This window comes from Stenotrophomonas sp. YJH_SMC_27, assembly GCF_059369815.1.
In genome coordinates this window covers 1-13,143 of the sequence record NZ_JCAFTA010000024.1, presented here as the reverse complement: position 1 = coordinate 13,143, position 13,143 = coordinate 1, and the positions used below count along the sequence as shown (strand labels likewise).

Below are 13,143 nucleotides of genomic sequence, written 5' to 3'. Positions count from 1 at the left end.
TCAGGCCTGCGGCTTGCTGTCGCTGTCAGCGGCCGGGGCGGCCTCGGCAGCGGCTTCTTCGGCCGCGTCGCCCTCGACGGTTTCGCCTTCTTCGCCTTCAGCAGCGTCGACGCCTTCGAACTCGGACACCAGCTTGTCCAGGTATTCGTCGGCGGTCTGCTCGGATTCGGCCGCCAGGGTGTCCAGCAGCTTCTGCAGCAGTTCGGAGTACTCCAGGTTGACCTTGCGGCCTTCCTTCTCCTGCACGTTGGCCAGGTGCTTGAGCATGGCCAGCATCGGCACCGGGTTCTCGGCGTTGCCCATGGTCTGGCCGCCGATGGCCAGCAGCCACTCACGGCCCTGCAGGCCGATGGCCGCCACCACCTGGCCGTCTTCGTTGGTCAGCACGGCATGGTTCTGCACCTGCTGCTGCGCGTTCAGGCGGAGGAACGGGCGCTTGCCCTGCTGCTTCTTGCGCTTGTCGCGCTTGGCCTTGGAGTTCTGGGACATGGGGGTGAGATCACCTGGAAACGGAAAGACCGCCATTGTAGCGGGTGCGGCGTGGTGCGCTCGCCTGGCATGGCCCTGTGGATTCGGACCAAGGCGCGCACCCACAGCTTATTCCGCTTGCCCCTGCGCGGCCTGCACGTCCGGGTCGGCGGTGGGCGCCGACAGCCCCACCTGGGGGCCGGCACCCGCCAGCGCTGCCTCCTCGGCGGCCTTGGTCATCACCACGATGCTGATGCGGCGGTTGATCGGGTTCTGCGGGTCGGCTTTATCGAACAGCACCGATGAAGACAGGCCGACCACGCGGGTGATCTTGCTGTCCTCCAGGCCGCCGTCCACCAGTGCACGGCGTGCAGCGTTGGCGCGGTCGGCGCTCAGTTCCCAGTTGCCGTAGCCGCGTGCGGCCGAATAGGCGGTGATGTCGGTGTGGCCGGTCAGGCTGATCCGGTTCGGCACGTGGTTCAGGTAGTTGGCCAGCTCGTGCAGGATCTGTTGCGTGTACGGCTTCAGCGTAGCGCTGCCGAGGTCGAACATCGGCCGGTTCTGCTTGTCCACGATCTGGATGCGCAGGCCTTCCGGAGTCAGGTCCAGCAGCAGCTGGTCCTTGAAGGGTTCCAGTGCCTGGCTCCGGCTGATCGCTTCCTGCAGCTCCTTCATCAGTGCTTCCAGCTGCTGCTTGTCGCGCTGCTGCTGGTCCACCGGTTGCGGCACTGCTTCCTTCTGGTTCTGGAAGGGATCGTTGCTGCTGCCCCGCGAGATGTCGGTGGCGCCGCCCAGCTTGATCATCGATGTGCTGGCGCCGCCCGGGCCGGCCATGCCGGGTGCCGGCGTGGCACTCTGCCCGCTCAGCGGGCTCGGGTTGCGGAAGTACTCGGAAATGGCCGCACGGTCGTTCTTGTTGGTGGTGGCCATCAGCCACAGCACCAGGAAGAAGGCCATCATCGCGGTCACGAAGTCGGCATAGGCCACCTTCCACGACCCTCCGTGGTGAGCGGCGTGGCCGGCCTTCCTGACCCGGCGGACGATGACGGTGGGCTTGTTCTCGGCCATGGCTTACTTGACCGTCTTCAGGTGCTGCTCGAAATCGGAGAAGGCCGGGCGCACGTTCGACGGTAGCGTCTTGCGGGCGAATTCCAGCGCGATCTTCGGGTTGTAACCGCGCAGGCAGGCCAGCAGGGCAGTCTTGACCGATTCGTAGATGCGGCTGTCCTGTTCGGCGCGGGCTTCCATCGCCGCCGCCATCGGGCCGACGAAGCCGTAGCCCAGCAGGATGCCGAGGAAGGTGCCGACCAGCGCACCGGCCACGTGGCCACCGACCTCGACGATGTCGCCGCCGATCGAACCCATGGTGATGACGATGCCCAGCACCGCAGCCACGATGCCGAAACCGGGCAGTCCGTCGGCGACCTTGGTCAGCACCTGCGACGGTGCCATGGCTTCAGCGTGGTGTTTTTCCAGCTCCAGTTCCAGCAGCGGTTCCAGCTCGTGCGGCTCGATGTTGCTGCCGATCATCAGGCGCAGGCAGTCGGTGATGAAGTCGATCAGGTGGTGGTCGGCCTGCACCTTGGGGTAGTTGGCGAACAGGGCGCTCTCGGCCGGGCGTTCGACATGGTCTTCCAGTGCCATGAAGCCTTCGCGGCGCGCCTTGTTGAGCAGTTCATAGAGCAGGCTGAGGACATCGATGTAATCCTGCTGCTTGTAGCGCGGGCCCTTGAACACGCCGACCATGGCCTGCAGGGTCTGCTTGACCGTCTTGGCCGGGGTACCGACCAGGAACGCGCCGAGCGCGGCGCCGCCGATGATGACCAGCTCGTAGGGCTGCCAGAGGGCACCCAGGCGGCCGTGGGCACCGAGGTAGCCCCCGATCACGCTGATGATGACGACCAGGAATCCGACGATGATGAGCATGGGGCGACGCAGGGAGAGGGGATATCTCCTTGTCGGCCCGTCGCCCGGGTTTCTGAAGAGGGAATTCTGTGAAATCGGTCAGCGGGGTGTTTCAGCCGGCCACACCGGCTTCGGCGCCGCCACGCTGCAGCGGATCGGGCCAGGGCTCGCCATTGCCGACGAAGGAAAGTGAGACGGAGTTCAGGCAGTGGCGCTCGTAGGTGGGCGGCGGACCGTCCGGGAACACGTGGCCCAGATGGCTGCCGCAGCGCGCGCAGGTGATCTCGGTGCGGACCATGCCGTGGCTGGTATCGCGGATCTCGCGCACATGCGCCGGGTCGAACGGGGCGAAGAAGCTGGGCCAGCCGGTGCCGGAATCGAACTTGGTGCTGGAGCGGAACAGGGGCAGCGCGCACAGCCGGCAGCAGTAGACGCCCTCGCGCTTGTTGTCGAGGAACACGCCGCAGAACGGCGCTTCGGTGCCGTGCTGCAACAGCACGCGGCGTTCCTCGCTGCTGAGGCCGGCGACCAGGGCCTCGGTCTGGGTGGCGGTGGGGGGCGTCAGGTCGAAGGCGGTCATGGCGGCGCTCCGTGGGTCGATGGCCTGGGGATGCCGGAAAACGTGGGGGTGCCGGCGCGCGCTTGCAAGTGTGATGGCCGTTCATGGGTGGCACACGGGTGCGGGAGCAAGGTGGGTGTCATAGACGCCGGAGCGTGCCATGAAGCCGACCCTTCCCCTGCTGTTGATCGCCCTGTTGCCGGCACTGGCGCTGGCCCAGGTGCCCACCCCCGACCCCACGGCCACCCGCAGCGCGACCACCGTGGCGCCGCAGCCGGTGGCGCCACCGCCACAGGCGGCCCGGCCGCAGCCGCAGTTGCTGCCTACGCCGCAACCGGCGCAGCCGATCAAGTCCACCGGTCCGGCCCAGATCACGCCGCCGCCAGCACCGAGGCCGGCCGACAAGGTCTACGACCGCAACGGCCGCATCGTGCCCGGCGTGCGCCCGGCCGGCCCGAACCGCGTGTTCGACTCGCGCACCGGCCGCTACTACGACAGCGTGCCGGCCGGCGATGGCCAGCAGATCAAGCGCTGAACCCTGGTGCCACCAAGGTTGGCTGCTGGCTGGCGCTGAGCGGGCTGAACGCGCGAAAACAGCGTCCAGCCGATCACTGTTTTTTCGCCTGCGATTAACCGTTCCGGGGCCACCGTGGCCCTGCGCCGGCATCCCGCCGCCGCATGTCCTTCGTCCACTGGATCGCGACCATGAAAAACCAGCAGAACCGTCATCCCGGCAAGGAACCGCAGGGCCGCAACCCGCAGCAGCAACAGCAGATGGAGCCGCAGCAGCACAAGGGCGGCAGGCAGCAGGAACAGCGCCCGCAGAAGCATCCGCAGCAGCGCTGACTGTCGCCATGATCGGGGCCAGAGCCCGCTGTACGGGATCTGGCCCCACCCAGCAGCAGCCTCAGTCCGGAATCGGCAGGCTCAGTGTTTCCTTCACTTCTTCCATCACGATGTAGCTCTTCGACTCACGTACATGCGGCAGTGTCAGCAGCGTGCTGCCGAGCAGCTTGCGGTAGGAGGCCATCTCGCTGATCCGCGCCTTCAGCAGGTAATCGAAGTCGCCCGATACAAGATGGCATTCCAGTACGTTGGGCAGCTTCAGCGCGGCGCGCCGGAACTCCTCGAAGATGTCGCCGGATTTGTACGCCAGGCTGATCTCCACGAACACCAGCAGGCTCGCTTTAACTGCGGCCGGGTCGAGGTGGGCGTGGTAGCCGGTGATCACCCCTTCGCGCTCCAGCCGGCGCACGCGCTCGGTGCACGGGGTGGTCGATAGGCCCACCCGCTCGCCCAGTTCGGTGAAGGAGATGCGGCCCTCGGCCTGCAGGATGCGCAGGATCTTGCGGTCGATCTTGTCCAGTTCGCGGATCCGGGTGGCCATGACCGTCAACCTTCGGGAGTGAATTGAAGTGGAACATCCTGCCGGTTGATTTCAAAACAGGCAAATCAACTGGGAATGGCTGTCTATACTTCCCCAATTATGGTCCCTGTGCGCTCCAGTGCAGGGAATGATCGGGTTGGAGAAGTCCCATGCGAGTCCTAGTTCTCGGCAGCGGCGTGATCGGTACCACCAGTGCCTGGTATCTGCGACAGGCCGGGTTTGAAGTCACGGTCATCGACCGCCAACCCGGCCCGGCGCTGGAAACCAGCTTCGCCAATGCCGGCCAGCTGTCGTTCGGCTACACCTCGCCGTGGGCGGCCCCGGGCGTGCCGAAGAAGGCTATCGGCTGGCTGTTCGAGAAGCACGCGCCGCTGGCGATCCGCCCGGGCATGGACCTGGCCCAGTACCGCTGGCTGTGGCAGATGCTGCGCAACTGCACCCACGAGCGTTATGCGATCAACAAGGCGCGCATGGTGCGCATGTCCGAGTACAGCCGCGACTGCCTGAACGAGCTGCGCGCGCAGATCGGCATCGAATTCGAAGGCCGCGACCTTGGCACCACCCAGCTGTTCCGCACCCAGCAGCAGCTGGATGCTTCGGCGCAGGACATCGAGATCCTGGCCCAGTACGGCGTGCCGTACGAGGTGCTGGACCGCGCCGGCATCATCCAGGCCGAACCGGCCCTGGCCCATGTCGATGGCCTGGTCGGCGCGCTGCGCCTGCCGCGTGACCAGACCGGCGACTGCCAGTTGTTCACCCGCCGGCTGTCGCAGTTGTGCATGGATGCCGGCGTTGAATTCCGCTTCGACCAGGACATCACCGGCCTGGAGTTCGATGGCGACCGCATCACCGGCGTGCGCATCGACGGCAAGCTGGAAACCGCCGACCGCTTCGTGGTCGCGCTTGGCAGCTACTCGCCAGCGCTGGTCGCACCGCTGGGGATGCGCCTGCCGGTGTACCCGCTGAAGGGCTATTCGCTGACCCTGCCGATCACCGACCCGGCGATGGCACCGACCTCGACCATCCTCGATGAGAGCTACAAGGTGGCGGTGACCCGCTTCGACGACCGCATCCGTGTCGGTGGCATGGCCGAAGTGGCCGGCTTCGACCTGTCGCTGTCGCAGCGCCGCCGCGAGACCCTGGAACTGGTGGTCAGGGATCTCTATCCGAAGGGCGGCGACCTGTCGCGCGCGCAGTTCTGGACCGGCCTGCGCCCGGCTACGCCGGACGGTACGCCGGTGATCGGCGCCACGCCGTTCCGCAACCTGTACCTCAACACCGGACACGGCACGCTGGGCTGGACCATGGCCTGCGGCTCGGGCCGCTACCTGGCCGACCTGATGAGCGCGCGACAGCCGCAGATCAGCACCGAAGGCCTGGATATTTTCCGCTACGGCCAGTACGGTCACGCGCCGCAACACGAGAACCGCACATGCGTCCTGCCCGCGCGCTGATCGATCTGGGCGCCCTGCGCAGCAATTACCGCCTCGCCCGTGAACTGGGCGGTGGCAAGGCGCTGGCGATCATCAAGGCCGATGCCTATGGGCATGGCGCGGTGCGCTGTGCGCAGGCGCTGGAAGGCGAGGCCGATGGCTTCGGCGTGGCCACCATCGAAGAGGCATTGGAGCTGCGCCAGGCCGGCATCCGTGCGCCGATCCTGCTGCTGGAAGGCATCTTCGAGCCGAGCGACATGACGCTGGTGGCCGAGCATGACTTCTGGTTCGCCGTCGGTTCACCGTGGCAAGTGGAGGCACTGGCGGCGTTCGACAGCCCGCGCCCGTTGACGGTGTGGCTGAAGCTGGACAGCGGCATGCACCGCCTCGGCCTGGACGTGGACAGCTTCCGCGCGGCGCACGCGCGCCTGTCGGCGCTGCCACACGTCGAACGCGTCGTGCTGATGACCCACCTGGCGCGTGCCGACGAGCTGGACAGCGAACGCACCCACGAACAGGCGGCGACCTTCGCCCGCGCCATTGATGGACTGGCAGGCGAGACCAGCGTGTGCAACTCGCCTGCGCTGCTGGGCTGGCCGGATGTGCGCAGTGATTGGGTGCGCCCGGGCCTGATGCTGTACGGCGCCAACCCGCTGCCGGACAACACCGTGTTGACCGAGCGGCTGCGCCCGGTGATGACGATGCAGTCGAAGGTGATCGCCGAGCGCTGGATCGAAGCCGGTGAACCGGTGGGGTATGGCGCGCGTTTCGTGGCCAAGGCGCGCACCCGCGTGGGCGTGGTCGCGCTTGGCTATGCCGACGGTTATCCGCAGTTCGCCCCCAATGGCACGCCGGTACTGATCGATGGCCAGCCCGGCGTACTGATCGGGCGCGTGTCGATGGACATGCTGACGGTGGACCTGACCGCGCATGCGCAGGCCGGCATCGGCAGCGTGGTGGAACTGTGGGGTTCTGCGCCGACCCTGTCGGAGCTGGCGCCGCGCTGTGGCGTGAGCGCCTACCAGCTGCCGTGCGCGGTCAAGCGCGTGGCGAAGGTGTACGTGTAGCGCCGAGCCCGCGCTCGGCACCGGTAGCGGCCGACCTCGATCGGCGCCGTGAATGCGTATCGACCAAGGTCGACACCTGCCGGGGGACCTAACGCGCGGCGGTCGCCTGACTGGCCAGCTGGCGCTTCACCCAGTCATCGATCAGGCGCTTCTCGTAGCGCAGTGGATCGCTGTCGCTCTTCAGTCCCACGTTGTGCAGGTAGCCGGTATCGCTGAGTCGCGCATCGCCCTCGCTGACAATACGGCCGCTGGCGTCCTTCAGCGTGTACTGCAGGGTGATCCGTGGCGGGTAGATGTCGCGCATGATCCGGATGTCGCGGCCACGCGGGCCGTGCCAAGGCTCGTAGTCACCGGCACGCTTGATGTCGACGAGGGTCACATCGAGGGTCTGCCCAGGCTGCAGCGGCTTGGCTGCGGTGGTCTGCAGGTAGCGGGCCAGCTGCTGCACCCAGTCACCGCGTTCGGCCTCGAAGCGGTTGCTGCTCTGGCGTATTTCGGTGAACTTGGCCGGATCTTCCCATTTCACGCTGACCGGTCCATCGGCCTGCAACGCACGCGGCGCGTCTGCATCGGTCACGGTGCGTGGCGCAGCATTGGCGCCACCGGCCGCCAGGGCGCCTGCCAGCAGGGCAATCGCGAGTGAGCGTTTCATGACGGTCTCCTGCGTCCCCGCGCTGGGGGGGTGTTGATCACGGATCGAGTGTGAGCCTGCTGCCGGACGACCGCAATGGCCGATTGCGTCGTGGGCAAGAGCGGTTGCCGCCAATTCATCGACGTCAACCATGACTGACGGCGCTTGACGCTGTGAATACGCCCTTTGGAAGATGCTGTGCTCCCAACCTGGCCTGCAAAGACCCCCTTGTCCACACTGCCGCCCCTCGTGGAGCGCCCACCGATGCTGGTGCCGGCGCCAGAACCCGACCTGCATCGTGGCGTGCTTGAGCGCATCAACGCCGGCTTCTGCGTGATCCAGGTGCTGTTCGAGGGTGATCGTGCGGTCGACTATTGTTTCATCGAAGTCAACGACGCGTTCGAGCGCCACACTGGGCTGAAGGACGCGCGTGGCAAGTGCATGACTGCGCTGGAACCCAACCACGAGCAGGACTGGTTCCGTATCTATGGCGAAGTCGCACGCAGCGGCCGCCCCGCTCAGTTCGAGATGGAAGCCCGTGCGCTGGGCCGCTCGTTCGCGGTCGACGCGGTGCGGGTGGGGCGGCCGGGAGAAGACAAGGTCGGCATCCTGTTCTTCGACATCACCGCGCGCAAGCAGATGGAAGTGGAGTTGGGGGAAAGCGAAGCCCGTTTCAGCGCGCTGGCAGACGGCCTGCCGATGCCGGTGTGGGTGCTCGATGAGCGCGGCCATGCGCGTTTCGTCAACAGTGCCTTCAGCGAGTTCTTCGGTGGTGATGAAACGCGTGTGCCGGAAGATGTCTGGCGGGGTCTCGTGCATCCGGATGACGCGTCCGTGTTCGAATACGAACTGCAGGAAGCGCTGAAGGCGCAGCGTTCGATGCACGCGCTGGTGCGTGCGCGGCGCGCGGATGGCCAGTGGCGCTGGCTGGAGATGAACGCCCGCCCGCGTTTTTCGCGGATGGGCCGCTTCATCGGCTTGGCCGGCAGCAGTCCGGATGTCACCGAACGACGCGAAATTGAACTGGCCCGCGAGGAGCTGCTGCAGTCCGAGCGCGCCGCGCGCAGCGCTGCGGAGAACATGGCGCGGCTGAAGGACGAGTTCCTGGCCACGCTGTCGCATGAACTGCGTACGCCGCTGACCACCATCCTGGGCTGGAGCGAACTGCTGCTGCAGCGCGTGGACAACACCAGTCCGCTGTACAAGGGCCTGAACGTGATCGCCAACAGCGCCGGTGCGCAGAAGCGGCTGATCTCGGACATGCTCGACCTGAGCAGCATGCTGCTGGGCAAGGTGCAGCTGGAGGTAGAGATACTGGACCTGCGCGACCTGCTGAGCGAAGCCATCGGCGCGCAGGAGCTGGTCGCCGAAGGCAAGGCGCTGGATGTGAGCCTGCTGCTGCCGGAACAGCCGTGCCTGGTGCTGGGCGATGCCACCCGCCTGCAGCAGGTGTTGTGGAACCTGCTGTCCAATGCGATCAAGTTCACCCCGGCCGAAGGCCGCGTCGACCTGCAGCTGCAGGCCGATGGCAATCACTGGGTGATCACCGTGCGCGACACCGGCGACGGCATCGCGCCCGAATTCCTCAACCATCTGTTCAGCCGCTTCCGGCAGGCTGATGGCACCACCACGCGCCGTCATGGCGGTCTCGGCCTGGGCCTGGCGATCGTGCAGCAGCTGGTCGAACTGCATGGCGGCACGGTCACTGCCGCCAGCGAAGGGCATGGCCATGGCGCCACCTTCACCGTGCGCCTGCCCCAGCACCTGCCGGATGCAGAGCGCCGACCGCTGCGCGAAGTGATCAGTGGGCCGATCCTGGAGCCGGTGGTCGTCGAACCCTATCCGCTGCGCGGCATGCACGTGCTGGCGGTGGAGGATCAGCCGGAAGTGCTGGAATACCTGCGCCGCATGCTGGAAGAGCAGGGCGCCACCGTAGCGGCGGCCAGCTCGGCCGGCGAAGCGCTGGCACTGCTGGCCGACACCGGCCACCTGCAGTACCACGTGCTGCTGACCGACATCGGCATGCCGGGCATGGATGGCTATGGGCTGGTGCGCACCTTGCGCGAGGACATGGGCGTGGACGCGGCGACCTTGCCTGCGGTGGCGGTGACTGCACTGGCGCGTGCCGACGACCGCCGCCGCGCGCTGGCCTCGGGCTTCCAGGAGCACGTCGCCAAGCCGTACTCGGTAGCGCAGCTGGTGGCTGCCGTGCGCAAGGTGCAGGTGGCGCGCGCGGACAGCGCGCTGCACTGAGCATTCACGGCCGATCGGCGACCCTGCAGTCAGGAGGTCGCCGATGTCCCGCATAGCTCCACGTATCCACACCGATCCGGCGCAGATCGCGCGCCTGGAAGCCCTGCTGCCGCAGCTGGATGGCGAAACGCAGGTGGAACTGATTCTGCACGATGGCCGCCGCCTGCTCGGCACGGTGGCGGTGAGGCCAACTGTGCAGCAATACCGCAACGCCGCGGGTGATGAAGGCAGCAACGGCCAGTTGCGCCTGGATGACTACGACACGCCGGTGCAGCAGCACCATGTGTGGCTGGATGAAATCGCCAGTATCAACCGCCTGCCACCCAAGGCGCCTTGATCCGAGGTAGAGCCGAGCCCACGCTCGGCTCTGCCGCCACCCGAGCGTGGGCTCGGGCGCTACAGATGTGTCAGTGCTCGAACAGGGTCGGCGTCGCCTCGAACCGGCGTGCGTACGCCCGCTCCTCTGCAACCCTCGCCACCTCGTCATCAGCCAGGTCCGGCGCGCCGTACACCGCATAGGCCACGCTGCCGTCGGCGCCATGGCCGACCTGGTGCAGCCGGTAGCGCGAGTGGCCGCCGCCGGTGTCCTCGGGGTAGTGCACGGGCGGATGGCTGCCTTCCAGGTCCATTTCACTGTTGTCGACCACGCCACCGACGAACAAGGCTCGCATGCAGGTTCTCCTGGGTTTCCGGGGGAGCCTCTACCCTGAACGTTTCAATGTTTCTGGCGGATCAAGGCCCCGTTCGGGTTTCGCAAAGCGGGCCGCCGGGGCCGGCCCGGCCAAGCCGGTACAATGGACGGCCCTCACGCTTGAAGTACCCGCGCCGATGGCCTCCAGCGACGACGCCCCCCTGCAGACCCTGCTCCTGCCGTTCTCCCAAGGCGCCCTGCGCTGGCCGGAGGGCCCGGTGGCCTTCCTGCGTGCCCGCGATGGCTGGCCATTGCGCGAAGTGGCCGGCGATCGCGAGGTGCACTGCGAACAGAGCTTCGCCCCGTTCGCGCAACCGCTGCAGCAGGCTGCCGGCTGGACCGTCAGCGGGCAGCTGGATGACGCGGCCGGCAAGGGCCGCTACCCGTTGGTGCTGGTGCTGCCGCCGCGCCAGCGTGAAGAAGCCCGTGCGCTGTTCGCCCGTGCGCTGGCGCTGGTCGCCGACGGCGGCCGCATCGTTGCCTGCCAGTCCAACAACGAAGGCGCGCGCTCCGGCGAGGGCGACCTCAAGCAGTTGGCCGGCCTCGGCGGCAGCCTGACCAAGAACCATTGCCGCGTGTACTGGACCGCCCCACTGCAGGGCCAGCACGACGCTGACCTGGCCAAGCGCTGGTCGGCACTGGACGCGGTGCGCCCGATCGTCGGCGGCCGTTTCCTCAGTCGTCCGGGCGTGTTCGCCTGGGATCGCATCGACCCGGCCTCGGCACTGTTGGCCGAGCATCTGCCGGCCGAGCTGGCCGGGCGTGCTGCCGACCTGGGCGCTGGCTACGGTTACCTGTCACGCGAACTGCTGGAGCGTTGCCCGAAGATCACCGCGCTGGACCTGTACGAAGCCGAGCAGCGCGCACTGGCGCTGGCCGAGCTGAACCTGGCGCCGCCGCCGCGCCCGCTGCCGCTGCGCTTCCTGTGGCGCGACGTCACCGCCGGCATCGAGCCGGGCTACGACGTCATCATCAGCAACCCGCCGTTCCACACCCCATCGCGTGCCGACCGCCCGGACATCGGCCAGCGCTTCATTGCCGTGGCTGCGCAGGCGCTGCGCCCGGGCGGGCGCCTGTACGTGGTGGCCAATCGCCACCTGCCGTACGAGCACACCCTCAACGACAGCTTCGGCGCGGTGCGCGTGGTCGCCGAGCGCGACGGCTTCAAGCTGGTTGAAGCGGTGAAGGGGAAAGGCAAGTGAAACTGGTCAAGCACATTGCCAATCTGGGCTATGGCAGCCGCAAGCAGGTGCAGTGGATGTTCCGCGAAGGCCGCATCACCGACGCCGACGGCGAGGTACTGTACGCCGACGACCAGGTGCCGCACGAGGTGATCCGGGTTGATGGCGAGCCGCTGGACCCGCCGGTGGGCCTGTCGATCGCGCTGCACAAGCCGGCTGGCTACACCTGTTCGACCAAGGATACCGGCCGCCTGATCTACGACCTGTTGCCGCCGCGCTTCCGCGACCGCAATCCGGTGCTGTCCACGGTGGGCCGCCTCGACCGCGAGACCAGCGGCCTGCTGCTGCTGACCGACGATGGCAGCCTGCTGCACCGCATCATCTCGCCGAAGTCGAAGCTGCCGAAAGTCTATGAGGTCGAATTGAGCGAGGACCTGCGCGGCGACGAGGTGGCGCTGTTCGCCAGCGGCACGCTGATGCTGGAGTCCGAGAAGACGCCCCTGCTGCCGGCTGAACTGGAAGTGCTGGATGCGCGTCGCGCGCGCCTGGTGCTGCACGAAGGCCGCTACCATCAGGTACGCCGCATGTTCGCCGCCACCGGCAACCACGTGCAGGCCCTGCACCGCAGTCGTGTTGGCGGGCTGGACCTGCAGGGACTGGACGAGGGGCAATGGCGGCAGCTCACTTCCACCGACCTGGATACGCTGTTCGCTCCATGACCACCATTGCTGCGCTGCCGTTCCTCCCCGACGCCGTCATCTTCGACATGGACGGCCTGATGATCGACAGCGAGCGCGTCTCGCTGGCCTGCTGGAGCGAGGCCGCCGACGAATTCGCACTGGGCCTGGACGAGGCAGTGTTCCTGCGCATGGTCGGCCTCGGCGACCGGGATTCGCACGCGCTGCTGCGTGCGCAGGGTATCGAGGACAGCGTGATCGAGGCGGTCGCTGCACGCTGCCACGAACTGTACGAAGGACGCACACAGACCGGCCTGCCGTTGCGTCCGGGCATCCTGGAACTGCTGGAGCTGCTGAAGGCGCACGCGGTACCGCGCGCGGTGGCCACCACCACGCGGCAGCCGCGTGCCAACCGCAAGCTGGCGGCGGCCGGACTGCTGCCGTATTTCGACGCGGTGATCACCAGTGGCGACGTGGCGCGGCCGAAACCGGCGCCGGACATCTACCTGCTGGCCGCGCAGCGACTGGGCCAGGTGCCTGGGCGCTGCCTGGCGCTGGAAGACTCACCCGCTGGCACGCGCGCGGCATTGGCCGCTGGCATGACCGTGATCCAGGTACCGGACCTGGTGCATCCTGACGAAGAGCTGCGCGCGCTTGGCCATCGCATTGTCGGTTCGCTGGTGGATGCGCACGCGTTGCTGCTGCCGCTGCTGCCGAAATAAGCGGTAGGTGCCGACCGTTAGCCGGCACTGAGCCGAGCATGGCTTGTATGTTCCTCCCGGCTCCTACGCGGTATGTAGGAGCCAGGGTGGAGGGACCGTCAACATGATATCTGCGGATAGCAGCCGACAGACGAGCCGAGCGATCCCCATCCCGCACCTTAACGTCGAT

At 67.2% G+C, this 13,143-nt stretch carries 16 protein-coding genes; 9 read left to right on the top strand and 7 right to left on the bottom strand.

Annotated elements, in window-relative coordinates:
- The 4 genes from AC5P7R_RS21840 to msrB all read right to left on the bottom strand — a co-directional run bounded on the left by AC5P7R_RS21840 (position 1) and on the right by msrB (position 2,953).
- Positions 1-489, bottom strand: a complete 489-nt coding sequence (locus AC5P7R_RS21840) for a hypothetical protein (RefSeq protein WP_188250015.1) — start codon at positions 487-489, stop codon at positions 1-3.
- Positions 490-597: 108 nt separating this feature from the next.
- On the bottom strand, positions 598-1,536 hold the full coding sequence (gene motB / locus AC5P7R_RS21835) for a flagellar motor protein MotB (RefSeq protein ID WP_019660913.1): 939 nt from the start codon (positions 1,534-1,536) through the stop codon (positions 598-600).
- Between the two features lie 3 nt (positions 1,537-1,539).
- Positions 1,540-2,394: a flagellar motor stator protein MotA gene (gene motA / locus AC5P7R_RS21830; RefSeq protein WP_014645799.1), complete on the bottom strand. Its 855-nt coding sequence runs from the start codon at positions 2,392-2,394 to the stop codon at positions 1,540-1,542.
- Between the two features lie 91 nt (positions 2,395-2,485).
- On the bottom strand, positions 2,486-2,953 hold the full coding sequence (gene msrB / locus AC5P7R_RS21825; RefSeq protein WP_021204375.1) for a peptide-methionine (R)-S-oxide reductase MsrB: 468 nt from the start codon (positions 2,951-2,953) through the stop codon (positions 2,486-2,488).
- Between the two features lie 139 nt (positions 2,954-3,092).
- Here msrB and AC5P7R_RS21820 point away from each other — a divergent pair, with 139 nt between their 5' ends.
- Both AC5P7R_RS21820 and AC5P7R_RS21815 read left to right on the top strand, forming a co-directional pair.
- Positions 3,093-3,467, top strand: a complete 375-nt coding sequence (locus AC5P7R_RS21820) for a hypothetical protein (RefSeq protein WP_021204376.1) — start codon at positions 3,093-3,095, stop codon at positions 3,465-3,467.
- A 143-nt stretch (positions 3,468-3,610) separates the two neighbouring features.
- Complete coding sequence (locus AC5P7R_RS21815) at positions 3,611-3,778, top strand: lana protein (protein ID WP_478436190.1); 168 nt, start codon at positions 3,611-3,613, stop codon at positions 3,776-3,778.
- Between the two features lie 61 nt (positions 3,779-3,839).
- On the opposite strand, the gene AC5P7R_RS21810 is transcribed toward AC5P7R_RS21815, so the two are convergent.
- Entirely contained in the window at positions 3,840-4,319 is a 480-nt protein-coding gene (locus tag AC5P7R_RS21810; RefSeq protein ID WP_019660918.1) for an Lrp/AsnC ligand binding domain-containing protein, read from the bottom strand.
- A gap of 149 nt (positions 4,320-4,468) precedes the next feature.
- On the opposite strand from AC5P7R_RS21810, the gene AC5P7R_RS21805 reads away from it, so the two are divergent.
- Positions 4,469-5,773, top strand: coding sequence for a D-amino acid dehydrogenase (locus tag AC5P7R_RS21805; RefSeq protein ID WP_058980697.1), 1,305 nt, complete (start codon positions 4,469-4,471; stop codon positions 5,771-5,773).
- Positions 5,752-6,819, top strand: coding sequence for an alanine racemase (gene alr / locus AC5P7R_RS21800; RefSeq protein WP_180832575.1), 1,068 nt, complete (start codon positions 5,752-5,754; stop codon positions 6,817-6,819). The genes AC5P7R_RS21805 and alr overlap by 22 nt, the downstream gene beginning before the upstream one ends.
- Before the next feature lie 88 nt (positions 6,820-6,907).
- On the opposite strand, the gene AC5P7R_RS21795 is transcribed toward alr, so the two are convergent.
- Entirely contained in the window at positions 6,908-7,471 is a 564-nt protein-coding gene (locus AC5P7R_RS21795) for a DUF3016 domain-containing protein (RefSeq protein WP_019660921.1), read from the bottom strand.
- 243 nt (positions 7,472-7,714) lie between these two features.
- Between AC5P7R_RS21795 and AC5P7R_RS21790 the strand changes: the two genes are divergently transcribed.
- Both AC5P7R_RS21790 and AC5P7R_RS21785 read left to right on the top strand, forming a co-directional pair.
- Positions 7,715-9,703 (top strand): hybrid sensor histidine kinase/response regulator, encoded by a 1,989-nt coding sequence (locus AC5P7R_RS21790; protein ID WP_329842877.1) that lies wholly within the window; start codon positions 7,715-7,717, stop codon positions 9,701-9,703.
- A 43-nt stretch (positions 9,704-9,746) separates the two neighbouring features.
- The gene (locus AC5P7R_RS21785; RefSeq protein ID WP_019660923.1) at positions 9,747-10,040 is read left to right on the top strand and encodes a DUF3247 family protein; all 294 of its coding nucleotides are present in this window, start codon (positions 9,747-9,749) and stop codon (positions 10,038-10,040) included.
- A 70-nt stretch (positions 10,041-10,110) separates the two neighbouring features.
- On the opposite strand, the gene AC5P7R_RS21780 is transcribed toward AC5P7R_RS21785, so the two are convergent.
- The gene (locus AC5P7R_RS21780; RefSeq protein WP_005407925.1) at positions 10,111-10,374 is read right to left on the bottom strand and encodes a hypothetical protein; all 264 of its coding nucleotides are present in this window, start codon (positions 10,372-10,374) and stop codon (positions 10,111-10,113) included.
- 157 nt (positions 10,375-10,531) lie between these two features.
- On the opposite strand from AC5P7R_RS21780, the gene AC5P7R_RS21775 reads away from it, so the two are divergent.
- Genes AC5P7R_RS21775 through AC5P7R_RS21765 form a run of 3 tightly spaced genes read left to right on the top strand, consistent with a single transcriptional unit; the run spans position 10,532 to position 12,974 of the window.
- Positions 10,532-11,596, top strand: coding sequence for a class I SAM-dependent methyltransferase (locus AC5P7R_RS21775; RefSeq protein WP_188250019.1), 1,065 nt, complete (start codon positions 10,532-10,534; stop codon positions 11,594-11,596).
- The gene (locus AC5P7R_RS21770) at positions 11,593-12,294 is read left to right on the top strand and encodes a pseudouridine synthase (protein ID WP_021204380.1); all 702 of its coding nucleotides are present in this window, start codon (positions 11,593-11,595) and stop codon (positions 12,292-12,294) included. Before AC5P7R_RS21775 ends, AC5P7R_RS21770 begins: the two co-directional genes overlap by 4 nt.
- Entirely contained in the window at positions 12,291-12,974 is a 684-nt protein-coding gene (locus AC5P7R_RS21765) for an HAD family hydrolase (RefSeq protein ID WP_021204381.1), read from the top strand. Before AC5P7R_RS21770 ends, AC5P7R_RS21765 begins: the two co-directional genes overlap by 4 nt.
- The last annotated feature ends 169 nt before the right edge of the window (positions 12,975-13,143 follow it).

Bases quoted from the DNA above. Each gene is read 5' to 3' on its own strand.
- AC5P7R_RS21840 (WP_188250015.1), bottom strand. From the start codon at position 489: ATGTCCCAGAACTCCAAGGCCAAGCGCGACAAGCGCAAGAAGCAGCAG.
- motB (WP_019660913.1), bottom strand. From the start codon at position 1,536: ATGGCCGAGAACAAGCCCACCGTCATCGTCCGCCGGGTCAGGAAGGCC.
- motA (WP_014645799.1), bottom strand. From the start codon at position 2,394: ATGCTCATCATCGTCGGATTCCTGGTCGTCATCATCAGCGTGATCGGG.
- msrB (WP_021204375.1), bottom strand. From the start codon at position 2,953: ATGACCGCCTTCGACCTGACGCCCCCCACCGCCACCCAGACCGAGGCC.
- AC5P7R_RS21820 (WP_021204376.1), top strand. From the start codon at position 3,093: ATGAAGCCGACCCTTCCCCTGCTGTTGATCGCCCTGTTGCCGGCACTG.
- AC5P7R_RS21815 (WP_478436190.1), top strand. From the start codon at position 3,611: ATGTCCTTCGTCCACTGGATCGCGACCATGAAAAACCAGCAGAACCGT.
- AC5P7R_RS21810 (WP_019660918.1), bottom strand. From the start codon at position 4,319: ATGGCCACCCGGATCCGCGAACTGGACAAGATCGACCGCAAGATCCTG.
- AC5P7R_RS21805 (WP_058980697.1), top strand. From the start codon at position 4,469: ATGCGAGTCCTAGTTCTCGGCAGCGGCGTGATCGGTACCACCAGTGCC.
- alr (WP_180832575.1), top strand. From the start codon at position 5,752: ATGCGTCCTGCCCGCGCGCTGATCGATCTGGGCGCCCTGCGCAGCAAT.
- AC5P7R_RS21795 (WP_019660921.1), bottom strand. From the start codon at position 7,471: ATGAAACGCTCACTCGCGATTGCCCTGCTGGCAGGCGCCCTGGCGGCC.
- AC5P7R_RS21790 (WP_329842877.1), top strand. From the start codon at position 7,715: ATGCTGGTGCCGGCGCCAGAACCCGACCTGCATCGTGGCGTGCTTGAG.
- AC5P7R_RS21785 (WP_019660923.1), top strand. From the start codon at position 9,747: ATGTCCCGCATAGCTCCACGTATCCACACCGATCCGGCGCAGATCGCG.
- AC5P7R_RS21780 (WP_005407925.1), bottom strand. From the start codon at position 10,374: ATGCGAGCCTTGTTCGTCGGTGGCGTGGTCGACAACAGTGAAATGGAC.
- AC5P7R_RS21775 (WP_188250019.1), top strand. From the start codon at position 10,532: ATGGCCTCCAGCGACGACGCCCCCCTGCAGACCCTGCTCCTGCCGTTC.
- AC5P7R_RS21765 (WP_021204381.1), top strand. From the start codon at position 12,291: ATGACCACCATTGCTGCGCTGCCGTTCCTCCCCGACGCCGTCATCTTC.